Here is a 21,047-nt window from a genome sequence, read left to right as displayed (position 1 = left end):
GCGCTCACGCGGCGGCTAGGGACTCAGCGAGAACGTGAAGGCCTTCGAGCAGCAGATGGTCCGGAATGCTCAGCGGCGGCAGAAAGCGGATGACGTTGCCGTACGTTCCGCAGCCCAGCAGGATGACGCCCTGGGCGTGAGCGGCGGCGATGACCCGACCGGCCAGGGCGGTATCCGGTTCCCCTGTGGTCGGGTCGACGAGTTCGATGGCGATCATGGCCCCGCGACCGCGCACCTCGGCAATGCGCGGATCGACGGCAGCGAGCGCACCAAGCCGCTCATTCAGGATGGCTCCGATTGCGACAGCCCGTTCGACCAGGTGGTCGCTCTCGTAGGTGTCGATGGTGGCGAGCGCCGCGGCGCAGGCGAGTGGGTTGCCGCCATAGGTGCCGCCGAGGCCGCCGGCCTGGGGCGAATCCATGATGTCGGCGCGCCCGGTGACGGCCGACAGCGGCAGGCCGCCGGCGATGCCCTTCGCGGTGCAGATCAGGTCGGGCACGATGCCCTCGTGTTCGCAGGCGAACATCTGGCCGGTGCGGGCGAAGCCGGTCTGAATCTCATCGGCGATGAACACGACCTCGTTGGCCCGGCACCAGGCCAGCAGGGTGGCCAGAAATCCCGCTGCTGGAACGATGAAGCCGCCCTCGCCCTGAATGGGTTCGATGATAATGGCGGCGAGGTTGCTCGCCCCGATCTGCTTCTCGATCTGCAAGATCGCACGCTTGGCTGCCACGACGCCGTCCAGACCGCCATCGCGCAGCGGGTACGACATGGGCGCCCGGTATACCTCGGGGGCAAAAGGCCCGAAACCGTTCTTGTACGGCTGGTTCTTGGCGGTCAGGGCCATGGTGAGGGTGGTGCGGCCGTGATAGGCGTGGTCGAAGGCCACGATCGCCTGCTTGCCGGTGAAGTGCCGGGCAATCTTGACGGCGTTCTCCACCGCTTCGGCGCCGGAGTTGAACAACACGCTGCGCTTCTCATGGTCACCGGGGGTGAGGCGGTTCAGGGCTTCGGCGACCTCGATGTACGAGTCGTAAGGCGCAACCGTGAAGCAGGTGTGGGTGAACTGGGCGAGTTGGGCGGCGACGGCTTCCACCACGCGCGGGGCGCTGTTGCCGACGCCGGTCACGGCGATGCCAGACCCGAGGTCGATCAGGGAGTTGCCGTCGACATCGACGAGCACTCCCCCGCCGGCAGCCACCACGTAGATCGGCAGGGCGATGCCGACGCCGGCGGAGACCGCCTGGACCTTACGTTCGCTCAAGCGACGCGACTTCGGCCCCGGAATACTCGTGACCAGCTTGCGCTCCTGGGCCAGCGAAGGGCCACCGAGCGGTGTACCGGTGGGGCGAGGGGTATCCAGGAGGGTCATCAGAGTTTCCGATCTAAAGCGACGGGCGGCATCGCGGCACGATGCCAATGCCGTAATGCTAGGCAACGCCAGGCCGTCACGACATAACCAGGTTGTATAGTTGGGGACACCGTACTAGCCAACTTGTATAAGGCCCGTCATGCTCCCCACCCTGCGTCGATTGCTCACTGACCCAAAGCTCGGCCTGACTCTCCTCGGTGAGCCCGAAGCGCCCCTGCTTGAGCGAATCGTGGAGTGGGTGCACAGCTCCGACCTCGTCGACCCGACCCCGTTCCTGTCCACCGACCAGGTGCTACTGACCACGGGCACCCAATTCGGCTCCGATCCGAAAGCGGATGTCGACTACCGCCCCTATGTGCAGCGTCTGCGTGATCGGGGCATCGCCGCGCTTGGTTTCGGTACTGAAGTCATTCGAAACGGCACCCCGGAGGGGCTGCTCGCCGCTTGCCAATCGCTTGGCCTTCCCCTGTTCGAGGTGCCGTATCGCACGCCGTTCATTGCAGTGGCCCGCACGGCCGGCGATCTGGTGGCCGAGGATCGCTACGCCGGCGCGACCTGGGCGTTGCGCGCGCAGCGGGCCATCGCGCTCGCCGCGCTTCGCCCCGACGGCCTGAGTGCGACCCTCGCTGAGCTGTCGAATCAACTGGGGCATTGGGTCGCGCTCTTCGATGCCAGCGGCACCCTCGACCGGGTGTTTCCACGGTCAACGTTCACCTCCGCCGCCGGCATGCTCGGGACCGTGCAGCACGAGGCCCGTCGCCTGCTCGCGCGCGGCCAGCGCTCGAGCAGCAGTGTCAAGGCCGGCGGCGAGACGCTAACCCTACAGACCCTCGGCGGGCACGACCACCTGCGCGGTGTGCTCGCCCTGGGCGGACCGCGTGCCCTCGACCAGGCCAGCACCGAGGTCGTCACGAGTGTGATCGCCCTCGCCGGTCTCGCCCTTGAGCAGAACAACGCTCTCGATCGCGCGCAGGGGTTGCTGCGTTCCGGGCTGATGCACACCCTGCTCGGTGGTGACCAGAAACTGGTGGACCAGATTTCCCGACAGATGTGGGGTGCACTTCCGGTCGAACCGGTGCTGGTCGCGGTCGTGGACGTGCCGGACGCGCGCCGCGATGCGATCACGGAGTATTTGGAGCTCCGCGTTGACGACTCCCCCGGGCAGCTGTTTTTCGCCCGCCAGGAGGAGACCATCGTGCTGTGTCTGCATCTGGCGGGCGCCGGCATCCTCGTAAATCTGTGTACGCTATTTGAGTTGCACGCCGGTCTCTCGGAGCAGACCGAGTATCGCCAGCTGCCTCGGGGCCTCGACCAGGCCCAGCAGGCGCTCACCCGTGCGCGGGAGGGCGCCCCGGGCGTGACCGGCTTTGACGTCGTCGCACGGCAGGGCGTACTCGCGCTGCTGGCCAGGACGGATGCCCACGAGGTTGGCCTGGCCACCCTCGCCCCGGTCCTGACCCACGACCAGACCCACGGCACCGAGCTTCTCGCCACCCTGCGCGCCTGGTTGCTCTGCAACGGGCAGTACGGTGCCGCTGCCGACCAGCTCGGGGTGCACCGGCACACGGTGCGCGCCCGCATTCTGCAGGCCGAACTGTTGCTCGCCCGCGACCTGGGGTCGTTTCCAGCGCGCGCCGACGTCTGGGCGGCCTTGCTCGCCACCGACAATGCTGCGGAGAATCCGAGCCGCTAACCCGAGATCAGGCCTGGAGAGTCCAGGACTTGCGCCGCACCAAAACGTGACCGCGACTCGTGCTGAGACGGGTCCACAGGCCCGACTCGTAGAGCTGCACCGGTTCGTCGGCGGCGAGAAAGCCGAGGCTGAACGCGGCAAACCCGGCGCCGGTCGGCACGAATTCGAGTCCGTCAACCTGACGGCCCCAGACCTCGGCGCGCACTCGTTCGACGATCATTTCGCCGGTTCCTTCCGGAATCGCCGCAGCGACCTCGTCGATGCCGGCGCGGGCGGCGGCTTCGAGACGCGCGGCCGTCGTCTGCCCGTGCCGGTCCCAGCCCCCCTTGGGCGGCGAAATTCCGGCCCAGGTCACGGTGTTCACCTCGAGGGGAACGGTCACCGTCACCGGGAGGGTCAGGTCGCTGGTCGTCGATTCGAGCCGTTTGAGGCGCTCAATAAGGGAGCGCACCGGCACGACCTTGTCGAGATCGACCGGCGTGGTCAACGCGAAGGTGCGTAGGCCAAGCACGGTCGGGCTGGTATCGAGCAGGCCGCGCGGGTAGAAGATCGCGGTGTATACCGCGATCACCCCGTCCGATGCGATCAAGCGCACGGAACCATCGAGAACGCGACCGGACCGCGACAGAAATACAATCAGATCGCTGAGGGACTGGGAATCGGTAAGAGTGAATGACTGGCTCATCACCTTCTAAACTACCAAGATGCGTCACGACCGTTGGCCGCGCACGCAAACTTGCCCGAGGAGACAGCATGCACAAGCCGACGGAAGGCCTCCTGGCTGTTCTCGATCTGACCGACACCGGAGCCCGCACCAACGAAGATATCTTTACCGGCCCTTCCCAGTGGATGCCTCTGGGTCGCGTCTTCGGCGGGCAAGTGCTGGCCCAGTCCCTCGTCGCCGCAATGCGTACCGTACCCGATGAACGCCACGTGCACTCGATGCACGGCTATTTTCTGCGCCCCGGTGATGTCAATCAGCCGATCACCTTTTCGGTCGAACGCATTCACGACGGACGCTCGTTTTCGACCCGCCGCACCCAGTGCTATCAGGACGGCGTACCGATCCTGTCGATGATTGCCTCGTTCCAGGACGCCGACAAAGGCCTGGAACACCACATCGAGATGCCGACCGACATTCCCGACCCGGAAAGCCTGCCGACGGCATCCGATTCTCTCGCGCACATCGACCATTCGGTGGCGCGTTACTGGGCCAGTGAGCGCCCCTTCGACATGCGCCACGTTCCCTCTCCGATCTACCTCAAGGTCAACGGCGAGCACACCTCGCGTCAGGCCGTGTGGATGAAGACATTTTCGCCGCTGCCCGACGATCCCGACCTGCATCGCGCCGCGCTCGCCTACGCCAGCGACTACTCGATCATGGAACCGATCATGCGTCGGCACGGCGTAGCCTGGGCCTCGCCAGGCCTCAAAATCGCGAGCCTCGACCACGCTATGTGGTGGCACCGCTTCGGACGCGTCGACGAATGGTTGCTGTACGTGCAGGATTCGCCAAGCGCCCAGGGCGGTCGCGGCCTCGCCACCGGCAGCATCTTTAGCCGCAACGGCGTGCTTCTGGCCACCGTGGCGCAGGAGGGCATGTTGCGCGTGCCCATCATTCTCGAATAGTTCAGTAGCTACCAGCTCGGTTTGGACTCCAGCAGCACGCGCTCGTCGGGCATCCAGCGAATGTCCACGCTCGCAATCGCGTCTTCGGCGACATTCATGGTACCCACGGCGGTGATCGTGGTACCGGGACCGGCAATCCAGCTGGCGACCAGGCTCTCGTCCCCGGCGGTGTCGGTCACGAACAGGGCGTAGGGCTGCGGTCCGAAGTCGTTGCCGCTCTTGGCATAACTGCAGTTCGCGTCGATGCGGGTACCCCAGTTTTCGCCCGTCAGGCGAAAGCTCGCGGTGAGCGGACTCGGAACGACGGCGGTCATGGCGACGGCCGGTTCCCTGGCACTGGTGACTCGCTGGTCCAGCCAGCCAGGCACAATCAGGGCAGCGGATGCCGCAATCGCGGCGGCCGTCAGCATGGCCCCTACCGTGAGCAGGCGAGCCCGCCGGGAGCGGGCCCGGGCCGCTGCCAGCAGCCGGGGCAGCAGCTCGGCGGACGGCGATGTGCCCGAATCCACTGCCGCACCGGGCGCATGACCGAGCTGCACCGCTTGATCCAGGGGTACCAGGGCGAGCAGCCCGGGCAGCCCGGCGAGGTGGGCGACGGCCTGACTGCAGGCGGCGCAGTCGTTGAGGTGCCGTTCGTAGTCTCGTCGGTCGCCAGGCGAGAGCGCGCCGAGTACGTAGACGCCGTCCCAGTCTGAGTATCGGTCGGCAGGACTGTTCATCGCTCCGTCACTCCTCGCTCTTGCAGTGCGAGGCGCAGAGCTCGCAGACCATAGTGCAGCCTGGATTTCACGGTTCCTTCGGGAATATCCAAATTTCGTGCGGTCTCCGCGACGGACTGGCCTTGATAGTAGGCGCAGACGATGACTGCCCGATGATCGAGCGAAAGGTCGGTGAGGGCATCCGCTATCAGCCAGGCATCGAGTAAGGCGTCGGTTTGATCGTCGGTGGGCAGTTCGGGCAGCTGGTCGGTCGGCATCTCATGCCGGGCCCGGGCCGTGCGTCGATCGTCGATCACCAGGTTTCGGGCCACCGTGAACAGCCACGCCCTGGCCGACACCTCGGTCTGATCGAGCAGGCGCGGCCGGCGCCAGGCGCGCAACAGGGTCTCCTGCACCACGTCATCGGCGAGGGCGGTGTCATGAGTCAACCGCACTACATAGCGCCACAGAATAGGCCCGTGTTCGTCGTGGAGGGCACGCAATAGTTCGGCACGCTCATCGGCCACGGCCCACCTCCCCCGCTTAACACGCAGTGGACGCGTGTGTGGTTCAGTACAACAACGGTTTATTCACGGAAACTCTAGCCCACGTTCTGCCCTGCGGGACGAGTCAGTGCCGGGCGAACTCGATCGGGTCGTCGAGGTAGGGAGTCCAGGCGGCGCGTTCGGTGTCGTTGATGCGGCGCGGGCGTTCGCTCGTCGCATCGACGAGCACGATGGTCGTGCTCGCCCGCGCATACAGAACCTCCGGCATGACGCTCTCGGGGCTGTACACCTCATAGCACACGTCGAGGCTCGCGCCACCGAGCTTGCCGATCCAGAGACGAACGTCGAGCGGCTGACGCAGGTAGGGCACCGGCGCCAGATACTCGATCTCCTGCCGGGCGATCAGTGTCAGGGTCGCCGCTCCCGGACGTCCGTCGAGCACGGCCGTGCTCGCGCCGATCGCCCCCTCGTCTTCGGTCACCCAGAAGGCCAGGATGCGCGCCTCTTCCAGCAGGCGCAGCATCTCGGAGTTGTTGACGTGACCGTAGGCGTCGAGGTCGGACCAGCGCAGGCGGATCGGTACGTGCAGCTTCACCTTTTTATGTCCTAATCGCGAGTGAGCTTGCGGTAAGCGGAACGGTGCGGCTTGGCCGCATCGGGGCCGAGACGCTCGATCTTGTTCTCTTCGTAGGACTCGAAGTTGCCCTCGAACCAGTACCAGTTGGCTGGGTTGTCGTCGGTTCCCTCATACGAGAGGATGTGCGTGGCCACCCGGTCAAGGAACCACCGGTCGTGCGTGATCACCACGGCGCAGCCGGGAAACTCGAGCAGCGCGTTCTCAAGCGACCCGAGCGTTTCGACGTCGAGGTCGTTAGTGGGCTCGTCGAGGAGCAGCAGGTTTCCGCCCTGCTTCAGGGTAAGAGCAAGGTTCAGACGGTTGCGCTCACCACCGGAGAGCACGCCGGCCTTCTTCTGCTGGTCTGGACCCTTGAAACCAAAGGTCGAGACGTAGGCGCGCGAGGGAATTTCGGTCTTGCCAACCTGGATGTAGTCCTGGCCGTCGGAGACAACCTCCCACAGGGTCTTGTTCGGATCGATGCCGCCACGGTCCTGGTCGACGTAGGAGATGTTGACCGTGTCGCCGATTTTCAGCTCGCCACCGTCGAGTGGTTCCTTGCCGACGATGGTCTTGAACAGGGTGGTCTTTCCCACACCATTCGGGCCGATAATGCCGACGATGCCGTTGCGCGGCAGGGTGAAGCTGAGATTGTCGATGAGCAGGCGCCCGTCGAAGCCCTTTTCGAGCTTGGTCGCGTCGATGACCTGGGCACCGAGCCGCGGGCCGACCGGAATCACGATTTCTTCGAAGTCCAGCTTGCGGGTGCTCTCGGCGGCGGTGACCATCTCCTCGTAGCGAGCCAGGCGGGCCTTCGACTTCACCTGACGGCCCTTGGCGTTGGAGCGCACCCATTCAAGCTCGTCGGCGAGACGGCGTGACAACTTCGCATCCTTCTTGCCCTGCACGAACAGTCGTTCCTGCTTCTTTTCGAGGTAGGTGGAGTAGTTGCCCTCGTAGGGGTAAAGGTGTCCGCGGTCAATTTCGGCGATCCACTCGGCAACGTGGTCGAGGAAGTACCGGTCGTGGGTGACGGCGATCACGGCGCCGGGATACTTGGCCAGGTGCTGCTCGAGCCAGAGAACACTCTCGGCGTCGAGGTGGTTAGTGGGCTCATCGAGCAGCAGCAGATCGGGCTTTTGCAGCAGCAGCTTGGTCAGCGCTACCCGGCGCTTCTCACCACCGGAGAGGTTGGCGACCTCGGAATCGCCCGGCGGAGTGCGCAGGGCGTCCATGGCCTGCTCGAGCTGGGAATCGAGGTCCCAGGCATCCGCTGCATCGATGGCTTCCTGCAAAATGCCCATTTCGGCGAGCAGTGTGTCGAAGTCGGCGTCGGGTTCGCCCAGGGCAAGGCTGATCTCATTGAAGCGGTCGACCTTGGCCTTGATCGGCCCGACGCCCTCCTGCACGTTTTCGAGCACGGTCTTGCTCTCGTCGAGCTGCGGTTCCTGCATCAGAATACCGACGGTGTAGCCCGGGGAGAGTCGCGCCTCACCGTTGCTGGGGGTGTCCAGACCCGCCATGATCTTGAGAATGGTGGACTTTCCGGCGCCGTTGGGGCCAACCACACCAATCTTGGCACCGGGAAAAAAGGACATGGTGACGTCGTCAAGAATCAGCTTTTCACCGATCGCCTTGCGAGCGCGGACCATTGAGTAAATAAATTCGGCCATAGTGTTCACCAGTCTATTTGTCGACTAGACCCAACCAGACACAAACCGGTCGACAGGATCGGCGCGACCACGCTGTGGAAGCCGTCGCTGGCCGGGCCGATCTGACCGATCAAGCATTCGCCGGCGAAGCGCACGGAGAATTGCACAGAGTCGGCGACGAGATTGGCCTGGGTACGATCGAAGGTCACTTCCATCGCGCTGCGGTCAAACCCGCCTTCGACGAGGGCGTCGATGTAGGCGCGACCGTCAGCAGAGGGGTCTGCTTTGGTTACCGCCGCGGCCAGAAAGTTGAAGTAGACCAGATTCTCTCCCGCGGTTCCGGTCGGTACCAGCGCCGGGTCGGGTGCTGGCGTGGCCGAGGGTGTCGGTGTCGCCGGAGTGGCGGGAACAGCGGTCGTAGTGGCGGGTTCTGCCGGGACACCGGTACACGCGGTCAGGGTGACGCCAAAGATCAGCGCAGCGCCCACCATGGCAGCGGAGAACCGCGAGCGGCCGGCGCGCCGACCGACCGCCCTCACAACGGACTGATCCTGCGGATGTGGTTCTGCCAAGCTCACGTACTGCCTCCCCCGGTCCACGTGCGTGGACGATGTTACGAGTCTAAACGCGCAAACGAATCACGGTCGGCGTCGGTCGCGTCCGGAACGAAACCGTCTGCAGAACCATCTAGTTGCCTGAAGTCATCCTCGTATGCGGTGGCCGATTCGGCAGATTCGGCGGATTCGGCCGGTTCCGACTCGGTCTGCTCCGATTTAGCGCGGGCCGGTAAGCCAGCGCGAACGGGCGTTGTGGTGTACCAAGCTAGGTCATGGCCGATGGCGTCAGCGACGATATCGACATCCGTTCCTGAGCGTTCCGCATTCGTCCAGTTGCGAACGAAGAGCTTGCCCGTCACTACCACATGCTCGCCCTTGCTGAGCGACTGGGCCGCATTGGTAGCCAGGTGGCGAAACGTACTGACGGTGTACCAGCTGGTGTTGTCGTCGACCCATTCGTCCTTTGCCCGATCGAAATGGCTCTGGCGAGACGCCAGACGAAAGGATGTGATCGGGGCTCCGTTTTTGGCAAAAGGGCGGCGGGGAACGGTGCCAATGACTCCGGATATCGTGATGCGCTCGCTCATGGTTTCTCCCGGCACGATGTTCGCGTGAACACGATCGCTGGGCGCCGAACAGGGAGCCGACGCACGCGGCCCGGGAACAACAACTCGTGCCAGTCTTCGTTGTTCCCGGGTCGCACACTGCGAGTGTGCCGCCCCACGACACAGTGGTGGGGCAAGTCGTGCGAATCCGTAGAGAATTCCCGCTCTCGAGGAGCTGTGGAGAAGAAGCTAGCCGACGAGATACTCGGAGTAGGACTTGCGAATCTTGTTGACCTTCGGCACGGCAACGGCCATGCAGTAGCCCTGTCCGGGGTTCTTGTTGAAGAAGTCTTGGTGAAGGTCTTCGGCCTCGTGGTAGTCACCGAGCGGTTCGATTGTGGTAGTGATGCCAGCGCCCCACCACTCACTTGCCCGATCTCGGGCTGTCTCAAACAGCTGCTTCTGCTCATCGTCGGTGTAGAACATGGCCGACCGGTATTGGGTACCGACATCGTTGCCCTGCCGATTGAGCTGGGTCGGGTCGTGCAGCGTGAAAAACACGTCCAGGATGACGCTGGCTGGTATGACCTTCGGGTCGAAGGTCACCGCAACGGCCTCAGCGTGGCCGGTACGGCCGGTGCAGACCGCTTCGTAGTCAGGGTCGGCGGTGGTACCGCCGGTGTACCCCGAAACGACCTCGCTCACACCGCGTAAGACCCGATAGACAGCATCGAGACACCAGAAACATCCACCTGCGATCACAAAAGTTTGCACTCCTCCACCCTAACTCGTCCAGCGTCGCCCCCGCAGGATGCTGCGTCATTGCTGCCGCCTGTTCGCCGAAAGCGGATGTCGGTGGTCGCCCATACGGTGGAGGAAACACCAGCGGCCGGCCGAATTCAGAAGGAGCAATCATGACATTTCTCATCGCACCGATCGCCAGCATTCGTGGCCGTGATTTCATCGCAGTGCGCGAGGGATTGTGGCGCGTCGTCGATCCGGTTGGCGCTGTCATCGGCTATCTCGAACGCCGGGCCGGCGTCGACGGTGAGCGGTATAGCGCCCGAAGAATCGTTTTCGCGACTCGCACGCGTGATCTCGGCGCGTTCTGCCGCATCGAAGACGCTATCGATTGTTTCCGTTTATGCTAATCGCTGCCGCATCACACCCATTGGTCCCAAATGAGTGGGGGCACGCCGAGGCTGGTCCCGCAGAACAGAAACTGCGCGGATAAAATCCTCGACATGGAATGGTGGAATAGCTTCGTAACCTGGCTCACAGACGTCAGCACAGAACCTGTGGTTTTCAGTGCGATCGTCTTCATTGGTGCGATTGTCATCGCCAGCGTGCTGGCGGCGTTGATCTCCCGGGGGGCCGTCAAGCGGCTCCTCACCCAACGGGATCGGGAGATCAAGGTGGCCGCGATCGCCGCCCTCGTCGATGCCGCCACCGAGGCATCCGTTTGGAATTCGCTGACCCCGCAGGAACAGGTCATGAGCGACCGGGCGGTCGGACAAGCCGACATTCAGGTTCGACTGCTGCCGATCCGCGGGTCGGGCATCGCCGCGAACTGGGCCACCCACGAGTTGTACGAGCTCAAGCGCACCTCGGCCACATTCGGATACCAGCTGGAACCGGCTTTGGTCGAGTTTCGCGACCGCTTGGTGGAGTGGCAGAACAAGCCTGGGCGCGCCCGCAAAATCTTCCAGGGCGATCTCGATCGTTGGAAAGCCCAGAACTCCGGCGCCGAGAAGAGCCTGCTGGCCGAGCAAGACGCGTGGGTTGCCCAGCAGCACCACAACCAGCACAGTGCGGCAGAACCCGCGCCCGCACCGGTGCGAGCGGCACCGCTCACTCCTGCGGCGGTCAACCGTGCGCCGGCATCCACTTCGACGGCGGCTGCGGCCGACGCATCAACGGAGACCCAGCGTCTGCTCGACGACGTGAACAAACTCGAGGTGCGCAGCACAGACCCGCTCACGCGTTCGTCCTCCGCACCGACCATCTAGAGGTCAATCAGTACAACCTGAACGAGCCGGTCGGCGCTGTCGCAGCGCTGACCGGCTCGTTTTTTGTCGCGCTGGGACGCTTATCGCCACCAGTCGTCAAACAGCGCGGCGGGCATCCGACGCTTGTGTTCCGTGCTGAGGTAGCGTGCTTCGATTGCCTCGGCCACTTCGTCGTCGACCGGCTGACCCTCGAGAAAATCATCGATGTGCTCGTACTGCAGTCCCAGATTCGCTTCGTCGCTCTGACCGGGCGTGTGGTCGAGCAGATCAGCGGTCGGGTCCTTCAAATAGAGCCGTTCGGGGGCCCCGAGCTCTATCAACAGGGCGCGACCCTGGCGCTTGGACAGGCCGGTCAGCGGCAGAATGTCGGTGCCGCCGTCGCCGTACTTGGTGAAGAATCCGGTAACCGCTTCGGCCGCATGGTCGGTACCGACCACGAGCAGGCCGAGCTGGCCGGCGAGCGCATACTGCGCGATCATACGGGAACGCGCCTTGACATTCCCCTTGGTGAAGTCGGTCATCGCCACGTCGAGGCTCGCGAGAAATTCGGTTTCAAAACCCTCGACGGCGAGTTCAATGTTGAAGGTAGCCTGCGATTGCGGGCGGATGAATTCCAACGCGAGTTGGGCATCCGCTTCATCGCGCTGAATCGCGTACGGCAGGCGCACGGCGACGAAGGTGGCCGGGTGCCCCTCGGCGACGAGTTCATCGATGGCGAGCGAGCATAACCGGCCGGCCAGGGTGGAGTCCTGACCGCCACTGATGCCGAGCGCCAGGCCCGCAGCACCGGTGCGCTTGAGGTAGTCCTTGAGAAATTTCACCCGGCGGTGTACTTCGGCGGCAGGGTCGATGGTGGGTGAGACGTTGAGTTCCGCGATGATTCGCGCCTGGAGTTCTCGCATACTTGAATCTAGCAATCCTCGAGAATTAGCGCTGCCGCCTCAACCGGAAGACGCCGTGAGACCTTGGACTTCACGTCGATTCGCGCCACACTGAAGTCGGTAGTATCAACAACGATCGGGGTTAGTCCGAAATGGCGCAGTCAGACGAAGCACCGCTGGCCTTGACGATTGTCGGGCTCTTGTACCTGGGTCTCGGGGTGTGGAGCGCAGTGACCCCAGGCAATGTGCTTTTCACGATTGGGATATTGGGCTTGGGCGTTATTCAGACGATCTACTTTGGCCGAAGGTACGTCCAGCAGCGGCGCAAGCGCACGTCATCCCAATCAGTCCGCTAACGGTGGTGCCCCCGGTAGGAATCGAACCTACGACAATCGGATTAGAAGGCCGGTGCTCTATCCACTGAGCTACGGGGGCGAATTGTACATTGAAAGCCTACCGGAGGTCGGTGGAGACCCGGACATCCGCGTGATTACACGGGAGTTGCGGGTTCGTTGTGTACCGCCAGAGCTTCAAAACGGACATTTCGCTCAGGGAGCTCACAGATCATAGAATTAACTAGCCCTTTCCCGGAACAACCACAAGAGGGCCCACTCGAAGGTATACCTGCCCGTACTGTCGATTTCAGGCACACGGAGGGCATCATGACCAGGGCAAAGCGAAAAACGTCAAGCGCGCGTCATCAGGCGCAGGGTCATTCAAATGGGACGCAAAACGTGGGCTCTGGGTCGGACTAGAACGCTGCCACCCGGTCCAGACGGGAAAGCACGCGGCATTGCAGTGACCGTTGTAGATGAAAAGGCAGCCCGAGAAAAATTTGACACCGCACACGCAAAGATGAAGACCGGTATCGTACAGCGCACCCGGAATCCGACCCTAGCCGCGTATTTCGGGGAGTGTCTGGATACGGTGGCCATCCGTCCACGCACCCTCGATTCATAGCGAGCCAGCGTGCTGCTAGACATAATCCCCGCCATTGGGAAGATCCGAATCACGCAGCTCGGATGCGACGACGTATTAGAGATGACGCAGGGCATGACGAAACGCGGCCTTTCCTCCACAACCGCGCGGAACGCCCATCCGATCCTGAGCACATCCCTGAGCACATCCCTGAGCACAGTCCTGAGCGCAGAGGTCAGCCGGCGCCTCGTGGATTGGAACCCGGCTACCGCGATCGAACGCCCGAAGGCAGCCGTAGTCAAAAACGCACGTGACCATTGCGCAAACAAATACTGTTATTGCAGCGGTGAAAGACGAGCGTCTAGCAGCCAGGTGGTTGCTGTTTCTGCTGACCGGATGCCAGGAAGGAGAGGGGCTCGGCCTTACGATCGATCGTGCAGACTTGACGCCCGGAAGCGAAACTCTCGACCTCGCCAGGCAACTTCAACGCCTCCCCTGGGCGTACGGAACAGGCTGGGTGGATCGGAACACAAAGAGGGCTGCGTGCGGCCGACTGCACGGCGCGGACGGCCCCGGCCGGCTTCGAGATGGAAGCGCTTGCCGGTGCACTCATGCTCACACGCCCAAAAAACTGCGAGCTCCAACGGGCGCGTGCCGCTCGCCTCCCGCTGCTCGAGGTGGTCGCCGCCGCCATGCGGCAGTGCTCATCGAACACAATCCGCTTGGCCTCATGTTCACATCGCCCGGAAATATTCGGCGGCTCGTCGGTAACCCGCTCTTTGACGGCGGGGCACCATGAAACCCCAGCGCGTGCAACCTCGGCTGGCACGCTGCTCTGGTGAAAGCCGGGATAGAAGCGCTTAGGACACCTGTCTATGCCCTCCGGTCCACCCGTCACTCCGCAACAACAGTGCTTTCAGCGATGGGGGTTCCACTGGCGGTTCGAATGCAGATGACGCTGCGTGAGTAGCCGGGCTCAGCACCGATCTCGATAGCCGTTGACCTTCGCGAGACATCACCTGAGCCCAAACCGCGCCGCGCCTAACGATCGACGGCGCTACTGCAGACGCGCATTCGCCCCGGCCGATGCCGTTGCGAAGGTGACTGTCGCGAGCTCCGATCCGGTCAAATAGCCGAGTAGCCCGATGCGCAGGGCGCTCACCCGATACTCGGCGCTCGACGCCGCAGCCGAGGCTGTGAACGCCGCTCCCGTTGGTGCATTCGGCTGATCGGGTTGCACGTTGATAGTGAGCGACAGCACCCCGGGAAGTGCTGAGAATACCCCGTTCAAGGTCGGCGTGAGCGCAGTGACCGTCGTGTTTAAAACGCTCGTCAGACTGTTCAAGGTGGCATTCAGAGTGTTCAGCAGCCCGGTGAGCAGCACGCTCAACGACGCTTTCGCCTCCTGCAATTTCGTCGAAATTGCCTCTGTCCACGCCGTGACCAGGGTGATGACCTGGGTAATGGCGCTCTGGACTTTGGTGGCATCGAGGCCGAGCGCCGTGTTCGGCGCCTGATCGTTCAGACCTAAACTCATCAAACTTGCCAGATCCATCGTCACGGTGCCCTTGCTGAGATTGACGGTCATCGTGTCGGTTACTATTACCGGGTTCTCTAGCAGCGCCGTTGCCTTCCCGACTGACGAGTGCGACGAGAGAGTTGAATTGACAAAGGACGACACCGTCGATGTCGCGTTCGCGAGAATATCTTTCAGCACCGGTACCTGTGTCACTAGGTTGAGGCTCGCGATCTCGTAGTTCCGCACGACGCCACTCACCGTGCCGTCGCCCCAGATCTCGTCTTCGAGCGCCGTGCACCAGTCCAGCTGCGCCGACGCCGCAACCGCCCCGATCAAGAGCGAGGCGCTCGCGACTCCGACAGGAAGCACCGACGCCAGATTGAGGCTCGCTGCCGTCGGCAGCTGCGTATCCTGTGTCGTCGGGGTGAAACCGATGCCGCCCGAATTGTTTAGGAGACCGGATGCCCCCGCTGACGACCCCGTGTTGCTCACCTGGGCATATTCACCAAGCATGCCAGCCGCGCCCACCGGCAGCGCCGCGTTCAAACCCGTCAGATCGAGCACATTCTCTTTCAGCACAGACACCGTGAGCGGGTTCCTGAATGTGTCAGTGGTGGTGGAGACGCCGGCGTCGGGGTGCTGGGCTGAGGTCGGCGTTACCTGTGCCGCGGTATCGCCGTTGCGTGTGGCCTGCAGCCCGTTGATACCCACGACGGGGCCCAGGCTCGCATCGGTCAGGGTCGCATTCAGAAACTTGCCCGACGCCGTGCTCGAATACCCGGTGTCAATTCCACAGCTGACCAGGTCGGTACCGAGTGATCCCTGGGCCCATTCGGTGTCGGTCCATGAGGCCACGCTCAGTGCGATGGTCGGCGGATTGGTCGCAGCGAGCAAAGTCGCGATCACGGTCAGGCCGAGCACGGTCGCCCACACTGCCCGCCCGCGGGGTAGGAGTGAGTGCCCGCTAATCGCACAACGTCGTCAGCGGCTGGCATTTCTGCGAATCGACGGATTGAGACAACAATGCCGAGTGCGAGAACCCCGACCGCGACGAGAACCAGAGCCAGCGCATCGATCCCGGTCAGGGCAAGATTATCGCCGCCACCCGCCGAATACGACCCGCCCGGTGTTTCGATTGCCGGCCGAGTCGACGAGTTGTCCCCCGCGGCGGTCAGGCCGATTCCGACTTCACCGCTTAGCCCGATCAGATCGTTGTTGGCCGTCTCGGGCGCGACGTTGAGAGACAGTGCCACGAGCAGGTATTTTCCGCGGGCTTCGGAAATCCCGGCCAGGTCGTAGATGCCGCTGACAGACGAGTTATCGTCAAGGGGTGTGGCCACAAGCACGTGTTCCCGCTCGTTGGTGCAGCTCGGCGTGGTCTCGAGGTTCGTCCACGGTTCGCTGCAGCGGTCGATCACGACATTCAGGCCGCGTGCGTTGATGGCGAGGTCGCCGCTCTTGCGAATCTCTAAAACAAGGGATCCAGTGAGGTCCTGGGTCAGGGCGGCGCCGATCTGCCAGTAAACGGGTTTGCCCGGCGTCAGATTGAGAACCACATCGTGGGGCAGGCTTGAGGTCAGCTCCAGAATCCCCGGCTGCGACACGGTCGTGACGGTCTGGATCACAGCGACGGCGCGCACCGACAACAGGCCTAGCCCACTCACCACGGCCACGGCGGCAACAAGAGCTACCGCCAACAGGCCGCGTCGGCGCGCCGGAGCGACCAATCTCGTTACCGTGCCGCTACGTGTCACCGTGTTTCCTGACATTCTCTAGTTGAGTTGATGCTTTCCTGCCGCGAACCAATCACCGCTGCCACGCGCTCCGGGCGCGGCGGCCAGAAGGCCCAGACAATGGCGAGTGCCATCAGCAGGGTGGTGACGCCTATGAACAGGGGGGATTGCATTGTGCGCAGAGCAAAGCCGAATCCGGGAAATCCGATCACGGCCCGCTGCGCGGTCTGCACGATATAGGCATCGCGGTCGACCGAGGCATTGGCATCACCCTGCAAGGTCAGTGCGCGAGCGGATACGTCCCCTGAAATTTCCTCGATGCCAACGATCCGGTGGGTAACCGGCAGGTCGTATCCGGGGCGGGCAACCGTCACGATATCGCCAATGACGAGGTCGGCCGCTGGAACGTCTTCTTCGACCACGATCGCTGATCCGGTGGGCAGACCGGGCGCCATTGATCCGGTCAACACGATCACGATCGAGAGCGAAAAAACGAGGGTCAGCGCGAACCCGACGATGGACAGAAGTCCCGCCATACCGGCGAGGGTGAGCAGAACATCCTTGGCGATTGCGCCGGCATTACGACGGGGCAGTCTCACGCGTGGCATCGTTATATCGGCAGGTTAGCTTGAGGCGGCAGAGAATTCCCAGGCCGGCGCAACGGTACGCCCCTGCAGGTTGAGGCTCTGGCTGGTCTGGGCGTTGCTCGGCAGGGTGACCTTGAAGCAGTAGTACTGCGTGTTCGCGCCGGCCGCTGATAGGGCCTGCACGGTGGTTCCGCCCGTGCTGCCCAGCGGCCCGTTGGCGATCTCCATAATAATAGAAGGTGAAGTGGATGCCACAGTGCTGGCATTGCAGGTGAACGCCGCTTCCGAAACCCAGACTCGCATGGTCAGGGCCGTCCATAGAGCAGCATCGGAGTCGACGACGGTGACACCGGCCGCGGCAACGGCCGGCTCCAGCGTCAGGTTACCGGCGGACGAGTTGCTGATCGTGCGCAGGGCGACGGGAGCGTAGACCGAGTCGCCGGGGGTGAGGCTCAAAGCGTCGAGACCGAAGGTGAGCGCCTGGCCCGGGTTCGTTTCGTCCTGAACGAAAGCGGCCGTATTAAACGGGGCGACGACATTCTGCTCAACATCAAAGGAGGATGTTCCGACGCCAGCGCTGTCACCGGTGCCGCCGGTGCCACCACCGAAGACCCATTCGGTGTCGGTCCACGCGGCCAGGGTTGCCGTCGTTCCAAGACCGAGTGCGGCTCCACCGGCCAGGATAGCCATAATCTTGCCTCGCCTGGCGCGCTTATGTGCCAGACAGCGGGCGGGTGTGGTGTGTGATGTCATGCTGTGTCCTTTGGTTCAACTGGGCTAATTCGATGTAACGAAGCAGGCTGATTAGTCCGGTCGTCACCCGTGGAGCCACCAACGCTAGGTGAGGTGTTTCGACGGGAGGGGCATTTCGCGCCGAGCCCCGTACCTCAGCCGGTCAACTGACGGGTATACCAGTGATGCCGTCCATTTACTCCAGTGGGGTCTTGGCGCAAACCCAGTAACGCAGTGCGGGAACCCAGTAGCGTGGTGCGGGAACCCAGTAGGTGACGACTGCAAGCGCACGGAGGGCTGCAGGTATCGTGGAAAGAGCCCACCGGGTTACCGTACGTGGTGAGGTCGAGATCCGTGGGGGCGGCATGAGGGTTGAGCGACACAGAATGGTGCCGGACAATTCAGCTGCCTCGCCCCGCGTCATCGGGATCGATCGCCACCCGCAGCAGATTGTTACCCGCCTGGGGTCGGACATCAGTGTGGTGATCTTTGGGCCGCTCGGATTTGGTAAAACCTTCCTGCTCGACAGCGTCGTGCGTCGCCTGAGTGAGACCTCTCCGCGGCCCGTGCGCATCATTGGAACCATGGGTGCCAGCAGCGAACCCTTCGGTTCCCTGCTCCACGGACCAAACCTCACCCTCGCCGAGGCGCTGGCCGGTGCGAGCGTGACCACCGGTCGAATTTTGAGTTACTTCCAGCAGGTTAGCGCTGTCGACCGGCCAGTCGTTCTCGTTGACGACGCCCACCTCCTCGACGCCCACACGATGCGGAGCCTGAGTCAATTGGTGGCCACGCAGGCCATCACGCTCCTCGCTGCGAGCGACCTGGTACCACACGCCGCCCTCCTGGCGATCGACAGAACAACCACACATCTGCTCGCTGAACTCTGGATCAAGGGCGACGTCGAGCGCATCGACCTGGAGCCACTGACCGCGCCTGAGTCTGCCGATTTGGTGCAAGAGTTCGCACCGGGCACGCAATTCGACCGCGTCACGCAAGCACTTTTACACGACCGCAGCGGCGGCTCCCGGGTCTTGCTCCGCGAGCTCACGGCCGAGGCCGCCCGGCAGCAGCCGCCCCTGTTCGACCTGAACCGCACCGCTTTCGCGTTCCTGGTGCCGTCTCGGCGCATCACCGATTTGCTGACCCACCAATTGCTCGATCTGGCCCCGGCCCAACTCGTGACGCTCTCGCTGATTGCCGCGCTGCACAAGACTACGTATGCCCGGGCGCTGATGCTCAGCAACCCGGCTGATTTGAGCGATCTTATTCGGCGCGGCCATGTGCACCACCTGTCGGGCCAAGGCAACCACGTGCAGGGTCACACCATGCTCGCCGAGGCTGCTCTCGCCCAGATCGACAGCGCCCTGCTTCGTGAAACTACCAAACGCTTGGTGGAAGTGTTGCTGACGGACCGCAGCCACGGGTTCGCCACGACCCCCGCGGAGGCCCAACTCATCGCGAGGAGCTGGATTCAATGCTCCGACTTGGAACCCGGCGTATCGGAGAAATGGGGCCAGGCCGTCGTCGCCGATATTCTGCTGATGGCCGCCCGCCGCAGCCGCAGCGTCGGCCAGCCCGAGCAGGCACTCCTCTACGCCGGGCTGAGTCTGGGGATCGAACCAGGTCTCAAATCGACCATTGAGTATTCTCGTGCTCTGGCTGCCACAGGTCGATACTCGGCAGCCTTGGCCATCATCGCACCGGCCGATACGCTCGTCGTGAGACCGTCGGACGGCGTCAAGCTCGTGCGCTGGTTAGTTTCCCTCGCCAAGTTCTCTCCCCTGACTGCGGCGGAATACGCCGCGTTCAGCACCCGGGTCGCCGGTTGGCTTGCCGGCGATATCACCATGCGTGGCGAAGGCGAATATATTCGCCTCACCCAGGCCATGCAATGCATGGACTGGGTCCGGGTTGCCCGAGAGGGCGAGTTCATCGCCAACAACGCCGACTACAACGTCGTCACCCGCATTCGCGCGGCGTGCCTGAGCAGCATCGGCCACGCCCACGAAGGGCGCACCCAGCACGGCCTCGCCTTGCTCGAACTCGCCACGACCCTCAACCGCCGCGACCGCGGACAACGCAACGCCGACATTTACTCGAGTGAAGGCCTGGCCCTCGAAATCTTTCAGAGCAAGGCGGCCCTGCGCTGCATGAGCGGTCTCAATGTAGCGAGCCTCACGGACGAGTTGAACCGGTGGATCCTGGTCTCCGTCGCTGACCACGACTTAGGTAAGTTGGGCATTCTCGGGTTCATCTCTGCGCGGCTGTTGGATTTTCGAGGCGACACGGTCGGAACGGAGGCCGAACTACGAATGGCCCATGCGAACCTCATTAGATCCGATCCCTGCGGCTGGCTGCCCTGGGTGCAGAGCCTGCACGCGAGTTCCCTCGCCCGGCTGGGACTCATGCAGGCCGCCGCCGCTAAAATGGCGTGCGCACAGGCATCCGCTGAGCCGACCGGCGATGACGCACTCTCGCAATTTGAGTCCGACTATTCCGACCTGCAATTCTTGATGCATTCGGGGCGAATCGTTGCCGCTCGCGGTCTGGCACATCGTCTACTCGAGTCGGCCGATGGACAGGCACCGCTGATCCGGTCATGGCTGTTCGATACCTTGGTCGCGCTCGGCGAACCCACCGCCGACATCGCGGTGCACCTGGAGCGAATCGCCGCAACGACGGACTCGCCTATCGTACTCGCGATGGCCCATCGCACGCGTGCCGCCGCAGCGATCGATGCCGAAGCGATGGACGGCGCGGCGAGCCACCTGGCCGAACTCGGTGCCTACGGAATGGCCGCCAGCGCCAGCATCCATGCCGCACGCCTGCACGAGCAACGGGCCGATTCGCTGTCCGAGCACCGGAGCCAGGCCCGGGCCGAACACTATGCGGCGACGAGTGGGTCTAGCGGTGAAGACCTGCGCCAAGCTCCGGAACGTAGCTCGCTCGACGCGCTCACCACGCGCGAACGCGAGATCACCACGCTGGCCGGGCAAGGTCTGAGCAATCGGGAGATCGCGACCAAACTGTATCTCTCGGTGCGCACCATCGAGTCCCACCTCTACCAGGCCCGCATCAAGACCGGGCAGAGCCCCCGCGGTATCGGGCGGGAGCCTGACCCTTCCCCCGATCTCAGCGATGCCTATCCCCTGGTCTCAACCGCCTCCGGTCCAGCGCAATTCGACACGCTTGCGCATGGTGTCGCGCGGCAGCACATCGACCACGGCCGTCACGGTCATGTCGTGTAGTTGCACCGGACGTCGACGGCGATGAGAAAAGCCGTTTCCCGACATCTCCCGGTCGCGATGCGCACGAGCAACTAGTGTCCTGCGTCGGAAGTTCGTTGTAGAAGTCGTTTGAGGGATTCGAGGATTTGTTCCGCGGATTTGGTCCAGAT

The 21,047-nt window shown here is 63.4% G+C and carries 19 protein-coding genes and 1 tRNA gene; 5 read left to right on the top strand and 15 right to left on the bottom strand.

Annotated elements, in window-relative coordinates; translation table 11 throughout:
* Positions 1-4: 4 nt before the first annotated feature.
* On the bottom strand, positions 5-1,372 hold the full coding sequence (gene gabT, locus CXY73_RS10670; protein WP_104177697.1) for a 4-aminobutyrate--2-oxoglutarate transaminase: 1,368 nt from the start codon (positions 1,370-1,372) through the stop codon (positions 5-7).
* A gap of 139 nt (positions 1,373-1,511) precedes the next feature.
* On the opposite strand from gabT, the gene CXY73_RS10665 reads away from it, so the two are divergent.
* Complete coding sequence (locus CXY73_RS10665; protein ID WP_104177696.1) at positions 1,512-3,065, top strand: PucR family transcriptional regulator; 1,554 nt, start codon at positions 1,512-1,514, stop codon at positions 3,063-3,065.
* 7 nt (positions 3,066-3,072) lie between these two features.
* On the opposite strand, the gene CXY73_RS10660 is transcribed toward CXY73_RS10665, so the two are convergent.
* Complete coding sequence (locus CXY73_RS10660; RefSeq protein WP_104177695.1) at positions 3,073-3,750, bottom strand: hypothetical protein; 678 nt, start codon at positions 3,748-3,750, stop codon at positions 3,073-3,075.
* Between the two features lie 68 nt (positions 3,751-3,818).
* On the opposite strand from CXY73_RS10660, the gene CXY73_RS10655 reads away from it, so the two are divergent.
* On the top strand, positions 3,819-4,694 hold the full coding sequence (locus CXY73_RS10655) for an acyl-CoA thioesterase II (RefSeq protein WP_104177694.1): 876 nt from the start codon (positions 3,819-3,821) through the stop codon (positions 4,692-4,694).
* 8 nt (positions 4,695-4,702) lie between these two features.
* On the opposite strand, the gene CXY73_RS10650 is transcribed toward CXY73_RS10655, so the two are convergent.
* The 7 genes from CXY73_RS10650 to msrA all read right to left on the bottom strand — a co-directional run bounded on the left by CXY73_RS10650 (position 4,703) and on the right by msrA (position 10,042).
* Complete coding sequence (locus CXY73_RS10650) at positions 4,703-5,413, bottom strand: zf-HC2 domain-containing protein (RefSeq protein ID WP_104135737.1); 711 nt, start codon at positions 5,411-5,413, stop codon at positions 4,703-4,705.
* On the bottom strand, positions 5,410-5,919 hold the full coding sequence (locus CXY73_RS10645) for a sigma-70 family RNA polymerase sigma factor (protein WP_104177693.1): 510 nt from the start codon (positions 5,917-5,919) through the stop codon (positions 5,410-5,412). Before CXY73_RS10645 ends, CXY73_RS10650 begins: the two co-directional genes overlap by 4 nt.
* Before the next feature lie 103 nt (positions 5,920-6,022).
* The gene (locus CXY73_RS10640; protein WP_104135739.1) at positions 6,023-6,493 is read right to left on the bottom strand and encodes a thioesterase family protein; all 471 of its coding nucleotides are present in this window, start codon (positions 6,491-6,493) and stop codon (positions 6,023-6,025) included.
* Between the two features lie 11 nt (positions 6,494-6,504).
* Positions 6,505-8,187: an energy-dependent translational throttle protein EttA gene (ettA, locus tag CXY73_RS10635; protein ID WP_104177732.1), complete on the bottom strand. Its 1,683-nt coding sequence runs from the start codon at positions 8,185-8,187 to the stop codon at positions 6,505-6,507.
* 5 nt (positions 8,188-8,192) lie between these two features.
* Entirely contained in the window at positions 8,193-8,744 is a 552-nt protein-coding gene (locus tag CXY73_RS10630; RefSeq protein ID WP_233198262.1) for a hypothetical protein, read from the bottom strand.
* A 35-nt stretch (positions 8,745-8,779) separates the two neighbouring features.
* A complete protein-coding gene (locus CXY73_RS10625) occupies positions 8,780-9,310 on the bottom strand; it encodes a single-stranded DNA-binding protein (RefSeq protein ID WP_104177692.1) in 531 nt (176 codons plus the stop codon).
* 207 nt (positions 9,311-9,517) lie between these two features.
* Positions 9,518-10,042, bottom strand: a complete 525-nt coding sequence (gene msrA, locus CXY73_RS10620; protein ID WP_104177691.1) for a peptide-methionine (S)-S-oxide reductase MsrA — start codon at positions 10,040-10,042, stop codon at positions 9,518-9,520.
* A gap of 140 nt (positions 10,043-10,182) precedes the next feature.
* On the opposite strand from msrA, the gene CXY73_RS10615 reads away from it, so the two are divergent.
* Together CXY73_RS10615 and CXY73_RS10610 are read left to right on the top strand one after the other, a co-directional pair.
* Positions 10,183-10,419, top strand: a complete 237-nt coding sequence (locus CXY73_RS10615; RefSeq protein ID WP_104177690.1) for a DNA mismatch repair protein — start codon at positions 10,183-10,185, stop codon at positions 10,417-10,419.
* A 93-nt stretch (positions 10,420-10,512) separates the two neighbouring features.
* Positions 10,513-11,277 (top strand): hypothetical protein, encoded by a 765-nt coding sequence (locus CXY73_RS10610; RefSeq protein ID WP_104177689.1) that lies wholly within the window; start codon positions 10,513-10,515, stop codon positions 11,275-11,277.
* 80 nt (positions 11,278-11,357) lie between these two features.
* Here CXY73_RS10610 and nadE read toward each other — a convergent pair whose 3' ends face one another.
* The 6 genes from nadE to CXY73_RS10575 form a co-directional block, all read right to left on the bottom strand.
* A complete protein-coding gene (nadE, locus tag CXY73_RS10605) occupies positions 11,358-12,179 on the bottom strand; it encodes an ammonia-dependent NAD(+) synthetase (RefSeq protein ID WP_104135744.1) in 822 nt (273 codons plus the stop codon).
* 338 nt (positions 12,180-12,517) lie between these two features.
* Positions 12,518-12,593 (bottom strand) — tRNA-Arg (locus CXY73_RS10595).
* Positions 12,594-14,133: 1,540 nt separating this feature from the next.
* Positions 14,134-15,528, bottom strand: a complete 1,395-nt coding sequence (locus CXY73_RS10590; protein ID WP_104177688.1) for a choice-of-anchor G family protein — start codon at positions 15,526-15,528, stop codon at positions 14,134-14,136.
* Positions 15,504-16,364 carry a hypothetical protein gene (locus CXY73_RS10585; protein ID WP_233198261.1) on the bottom strand — a complete coding sequence of 287 codons (861 nt, stop codon included), beginning with the start codon at positions 16,362-16,364 and terminating at the stop codon, positions 15,504-15,506. The genes CXY73_RS10590 and CXY73_RS10585 overlap by 25 nt, the downstream gene beginning before the upstream one ends.
* On the bottom strand, positions 16,346-16,927 hold the full coding sequence (locus CXY73_RS10580; RefSeq protein ID WP_158254102.1) for a signal peptidase I: 582 nt from the start codon (positions 16,925-16,927) through the stop codon (positions 16,346-16,348). Before CXY73_RS10580 ends, CXY73_RS10585 begins: the two co-directional genes overlap by 19 nt.
* 24 nt (positions 16,928-16,951) lie before the next feature.
* Positions 16,952-17,668: a SipW-dependent-type signal peptide-containing protein gene (locus CXY73_RS10575; RefSeq protein ID WP_104177685.1), complete on the bottom strand. Its 717-nt coding sequence runs from the start codon at positions 17,666-17,668 to the stop codon at positions 16,952-16,954.
* Positions 17,669-18,036: 368 nt separating this feature from the next.
* Between CXY73_RS10575 and CXY73_RS10570 the strand changes: the two genes are divergently transcribed.
* On the top strand, positions 18,037-20,898 hold the full coding sequence (locus CXY73_RS10570; RefSeq protein WP_233198260.1) for a LuxR family transcriptional regulator: 2,862 nt from the start codon (positions 18,037-18,039) through the stop codon (positions 20,896-20,898).
* The last annotated feature ends 149 nt before the right edge of the window (positions 20,899-21,047 follow it).

The sequence above is a fragment of the Cryobacterium sp. Y50 genome, from assembly GCF_002929805.1.
In the GTDB taxonomy this organism is placed as follows: Bacteria; Actinomycetota; Actinomycetes; order Actinomycetales; family Microbacteriaceae; genus Cryobacterium.
Note: the sequence above shows the minus strand (reverse complement) of the source record. Positions and strands in the feature narration are given on the sequence as shown.

Excerpts from the sequence above, each read along its gene's own strand:
- CXY73_RS10575 (WP_104177685.1), bottom strand. The coding sequence starts at position 17,668 with ATGACATCACACACCACACCCGCCCGCTGTCTGGCACATAAGCGCGCC.
- nadE (WP_104135744.1), bottom strand. The coding sequence starts at position 12,179 with ATGCGAGAACTCCAGGCGCGAATCATCGCGGAACTCAACGTCTCACCC.
- CXY73_RS10660 (WP_104177695.1), bottom strand. The coding sequence starts at position 3,750 with ATGAGCCAGTCATTCACTCTTACCGATTCCCAGTCCCTCAGCGATCTG.
- CXY73_RS10650 (WP_104135737.1), bottom strand. The coding sequence starts at position 5,413 with ATGAACAGTCCTGCCGACCGATACTCAGACTGGGACGGCGTCTACGTA.
- ettA (WP_104177732.1), bottom strand. The coding sequence starts at position 8,187 with ATGGCCGAATTTATTTACTCAATGGTCCGCGCTCGCAAGGCGATCGGT.
- CXY73_RS10655 (WP_104177694.1), top strand. The coding sequence starts at position 3,819 with ATGCACAAGCCGACGGAAGGCCTCCTGGCTGTTCTCGATCTGACCGAC.
- CXY73_RS10665 (WP_104177696.1), top strand. The coding sequence starts at position 1,512 with ATGCTCCCCACCCTGCGTCGATTGCTCACTGACCCAAAGCTCGGCCTG.
- CXY73_RS10585 (WP_233198261.1), bottom strand. The coding sequence starts at position 16,364 with ATGTCAGGAAACACGGTGACACGTAGCGGCACGGTAACGAGATTGGTC.
- CXY73_RS10625 (WP_104177692.1), bottom strand. The coding sequence starts at position 9,310 with ATGAGCGAGCGCATCACGATATCCGGAGTCATTGGCACCGTTCCCCGC.
- gabT (WP_104177697.1), bottom strand. The coding sequence starts at position 1,372 with ATGACCCTCCTGGATACCCCTCGCCCCACCGGTACACCGCTCGGTGGC.
- CXY73_RS10610 (WP_104177689.1), top strand. The coding sequence starts at position 10,513 with ATGGAATGGTGGAATAGCTTCGTAACCTGGCTCACAGACGTCAGCACA.
- CXY73_RS10615 (WP_104177690.1), top strand. The coding sequence starts at position 10,183 with ATGACATTTCTCATCGCACCGATCGCCAGCATTCGTGGCCGTGATTTC.